2 protein-coding genes are annotated in these 4,558 nt (G+C 68.3%); one reads left to right on the top strand and one right to left on the bottom strand.

The genetic code is table 11. The annotated features are described in order from the left end of the window. Window positions 1-18 precede the first annotated feature (18 nt). Window positions 19-3,573: a PLL family lectin gene (locus AC3XYG_RS16435; protein ID WP_489140926.1), complete on the top strand. Its 3,555-nt coding sequence runs from the start codon at window positions 19-21 to the stop codon at window positions 3,571-3,573. A gap of 24 nt (window positions 3,574-3,597) precedes the next feature. On the opposite strand, the gene AC3XYG_RS16430 is transcribed toward AC3XYG_RS16435, so the two are convergent. Continuing rightward, a partial coding sequence (locus tag AC3XYG_RS16430) for a 2-oxo acid dehydrogenase subunit E2 (protein WP_489140925.1) occupies window positions 3,598-4,558 on the bottom strand: 961 nt, incomplete at its 5' end.

Here is a 4,558-nt window from a genome sequence, read left to right as displayed (position 1 = left end):
CCATTTCCGGAGGTTGACATGACATTGTTCCCGGCCGCCGCCTTTGCGGCAGCGGAAACCGGCGCCAAGCCGGTCCTGCGCGTCAGCACCAAGTACATGGAGACCTTCCTGCCGGTGCGCCCGGTGTCGTCGGGGACGGAGATCCACAGCTTCGTCAACGAGGCCGGGGTGCTGGATCTTTACAGCGTCGGGTCGGACGCGCAGGTCCACCGGCTGCGGCGCGGCCAGGGCCAGGCCGCGCCCTATGAGGACACGCCGCTGGCGGTCGCCGCGACGCAGCTGTACCTGTTCGCGCCGTCCGGCGGGTCGCCCGACACGCCATCGATCTTCGGCCTTGATGCGGCCGGCAAGCTGTCGCTGAGCCATTGGCAGGACGGCGTCGGCTATGTCCAGCAGCAGACCGAGCCGGCCAAGGCCACCGAGACCATCCGGCGCTTCCTGGGGGTGCGCGGCATCACCGGCCGGATCTACATCAACGTCCAGCTCGATGGCGGCCGGCTGGGCACCAACTACTACGACCTGGCGACCCAGAAATGGGGCGGCGAGGTCTGGGCCCCGGTGAAGGGCCCGGACGGCAAGCCGGCCCAGGTCAAGGAGATCGCGGTCGTCAGCAACAACCCGGTGCAGTCGGCCCTGTTCGCCATCGGCCAGGATGACGAGGTGCTGTTCGCCGAGGACAGCTTCCGCACCTCGCAGCTGCGCAAGCTGAGCCGCAAGGCCAGCCACATCGCGGCCGTCACCGATGCGAACGACCTGCTGTGCCTGTTCGCCGTCGACCTGCAGACCGGCAAGCTATGGCTGAAGAAGCAGCGCAAATATTCGACCGGCGGCGGCATCCAGTTCGACGACTGGATCCAGATCGATGCCGACCCGAAGGCGCGCTTCGGCGAGATTCGCGCCAATCTGCGCTATGACGATCGGGTCGAGGTGTTCGCCGCGGACCAGAATGGCGACCTGCACTACAGCCGCCAGGGCGGCACCGGCGCGAAACCGGCGGGCTGGACCATGCTGTTCCCGATCGCCGCCGGTGCCCATGCCAGCATCTTCACCACCGGGCGCAACCAGACCGGCTATTCCGAAGCCTATTCGGTGTCGCGGGACAACGCGATCACCCGCTTCTGGCAGTCGCCCGAATCCGGCCAGTGGTTCTCCGAAGCGCTCGAGATGCCCGAAGCCGGCGACGCGCTGGTGTCGGTGCCGACCCACGCGGCGGAGGTGACGGCGGTCGACGCCCGCGGCCTGCCGCTGGGCAATGCCGACATCGTCATCAACGCCACCTTCCTGACCACGCTGTGGATCAATGGCGCCGCCTATCGCGCCAGCATGCTGGACCCGGTCAAGATCAAGGCGGGGCCCGATGGCAAGCTGGTGCTGCACCAGCGGGCGACCGCGCTGTCGGCCGCCACGCTGCTGATCCAGACGCCGAAGACGCCGGCCGGCGGGCTGATCAAGGTCGAGCCCAATGCCGCGCTGCAGCAGCATCTCGGCCAGCTCGACACCCAGCAGGTCCTCGACGCCAGGGACAGTGCGGGCCAGCCGCTGCTGCCGCTCGATTTGAAGGACCGCGATGCGGTGGCGCAGAGCATCGCCGAGGTGACCAAGCGGTCGATGGAGATCGCCCAGGCCGATGAGGCCGGCGGCGCCATCCAGTACCGGTTCTCCAACCCGCGCCTGGCCGGCTTCCGGCCGCATCTCGACCTGTCCGCCATGGCCGACAACGCCTGGGAGATCGACTTCTCCGGCGGCTATCCCCGCTATCGCACCGTCGACATGGCCGAGGCCCAGGCCTGGCGCGCCGAGCGGCTGGACGCCACTGTCGGCGGCTTCCTGGGCATCGATTGGGGTGCGGTGTGGAGCGGCTTCAAGCGCGGCGTCGCCTGGGTGGTCGAGGGCATCAGCAAGATCGTCGTCACCATCATCAACGGCATCGGCAAGGTGCTGTTCGAGATCGCCGGCAAGGTGTTCGAGGCGATCATCGAGGTGGCGCAGCAGGCGTTCGACTTCGTCGAGGGCGTGTGGAACTGGCTGAAGGTCAAGCTCGAGAAGCTGTACGAGTGGCTGGCCTTCCTGTTCAACTTCAAGAACTATGCCCGCACCGCCGAGGGCATCAAGCATTCGATCGGCGTGACCCTGGACTTCACCGCCGACGCGGTGCTGCTGATACGCGACCAGGTCGCGACCGGCTTCGACACGATCAAGGACAATCTGAAATCGATCGTCGACGACCTGATCAAGCAGCTCGGCCCCGATGGCGGCCCGAGCACGGGCGGCTATCTCGGCGAACATAAGCTCGACGACAGCCAGTCCTACGCCACCGACCACAACCTGTTCCTGAACGCCTTCCAGGAGAACCAGGGCGGGATCAAGAGCCTGGCCGGGAATGGCGCCGGGGCCGCCGTGCTCGGGTCCACAGCGCTCAGCAGCGGCCTGTCGACGCTGATGGAGAAGCTGCAGGGGCTGGCCGACAATTTCGAGTTCGGCGACGGCAAGCAGGCCTTCAACGAAGCCTTCGGCTATTTCGACGCGATCGGGTCGGACCCCGGACGGGTGCTCGACCTGCTGCTGAGCGGGCTGATCAAGGCGCTGGAGGGGGTCGCGCTGTTCGCACTCGACGCCGCCAAGGGCGTGGTCCTGAGCATGTTCGATGTGCTGGCGGACATGATCCAGCTGTTCCGCGACGCCCTGTTCGAGGATTGGGAGATCCCGATCCTGTCGCAGCTCTACCAGCTGTTCACCGGCGATCGCCTGACGATCACGCCGGTCAATGTGATCGCCTGGGTCGCGGCCATCCCCGCCACCCTCCTGTCCAAGGTGGTGCTGGACCGGGCGCCCTTCCCGGACGATGACGCGCTCGACCGCTTCAAGAAGACCTTCACCGTCGCCTGGCTGAAGCAGCGTGCCGGCATCGGCAGCACGGCCCTGGTCCAGGAAGAGGCCGCCGCGGTCGAGGAGTTGAAAGGCATCTTCCTGATCTACTACGCCACCTTCATGGTGTTGCGCGCGATTCTGGACCCGGTCCAGATCGCCGCGAATTCGGCCGGCACGGGATTGGGGAAAGCGGCCCTGGTGCAGGTCGGGCTGCGCTACGGCACCACCCTGTGCACCATGCCCTGGGTCATGTCGCCCGAGCCGGGCGCGCCGGATTGCAAGCCGGGGCAGCCCAGCTTCGCGGTCACGACCTGGATCTGCCAGATCCTGCTCGGCCCGACCCGCGGCGCCGCCATCATCCTGTTCCCCTGGGGCGAGGCGAAGACCAAGATCTATGTCGGGGAGCTGACCCTGACGCTGTGGGGCGTGGCCAATGTGGTGATGTCAACCTGGCAGTTCCTCGCCGGGAAGCGGGAGACCGCGGATATCCTGAACTTCAGCCGCACCATGGGCAACATCCTGCCCGGCCAGGCGTTGCGGTTCCTGGCGGTGCCCGCGCTGAACACGGGAACCTACTTCATCCCTGCCATCATCCTGGGTGTCCTGACCGTCGCCGGCTATCTTGGCTCCGCCGGGGTCGCCCTCTACCAACTGTCCGAGTCCGTCCAGCCGCCCCAGGCCAAGCTTCGGATGACAGCTGCCTGATGCGACCCGGCGGGCGGGAACCGGTCAGGCCCGGCCCCCGCCCGCCGGCCAATGTTCGATCGCGGCGACGAAGCGGGCCAGCCAGGCGTTGGTCTGGGCGCCGTCGAGGGCGCGGTGGTCGATCGACAGCGAGACATAGGCCATCGGCCGGATCAGCATGGCATCGCTGCCGTCGACCTCGCGCACCACCACCCGCTTCTCGACCTTGCCGACGCCGAGGATCGCCGTCTGCGGCTGGTTGATGATGATCGGCGCCGCCAGCAGCGAGCCGGAGACGCCGTGGTTCGAGATGGTGAAGGTGCCGCCCTGGACATCCGCCGGCGCCAGCTTGCCGGCCCGGGCCAGGGCGGTCGTTTCCTGCAGCCGCGCGGCGGTGCCCAAGAGCGACAGCGCCTGGGCCCGATGCACCACCGGCACCACCAGCCCCTTCTCTCCCAGCGCGGTGCCGATGCCGATGTTGACGTCGTCGAACACCTCCAGCGCATCGGCGTGCCAGCGGCTGTTGACCACCGGCACCGCCTGCATCGCCGCGACGCAGGCCTGGACCAGATAGGCGGTGACGGTCAGGGCGACGCCCTGGCGCTCGAACGCCGGTTTGTGCGCCGCGCGATGTGCCAGCACGGCGGTGAAATCCGCCTCGAACACCGCGGTGACATGCGGCGCCGCGGCCAGCGACCGGGCCATGTGCTCGGCGATGCGCCGGCGCATGCCGTCATGCGGGATCCGGCGGGAGCCGGCGGGTGTAGCGGCCTTGGGCGGGCCGGGCGGTTCGGCCGGGGCCTCACGCCGGGCAAGTTCCTGCTCGACGTCCTGGCGGGCCAGGCGCCCGTCCTTGCCGCTGCCGGTCAGCCCCGCGGGGTCGAGCCCGCTTTCGACCAGAAGCTTGCGCACCGACGGCGACAGGCGGAGCGCCGGATCGAAATCGGCGATCGACCGGTCCAGGGCAGGCGCGTCGCCTCTCCCGCTCGCCCCATCCGAGTCCCCC

The sequence above is a fragment of the Inquilinus sp. genome, from assembly GCF_057815775.1.
Note: the sequence above shows the minus strand (reverse complement) of the source record. Positions and strands in the feature narration are given on the sequence as shown.

Excerpts from the sequence above, each read along its gene's own strand:
- AC3XYG_RS16435 (WP_489140926.1), top strand. The coding sequence starts at position 19 with ATGACATTGTTCCCGGCCGCCGCCTTTGCGGCAGCGGAAACCGGCGCC.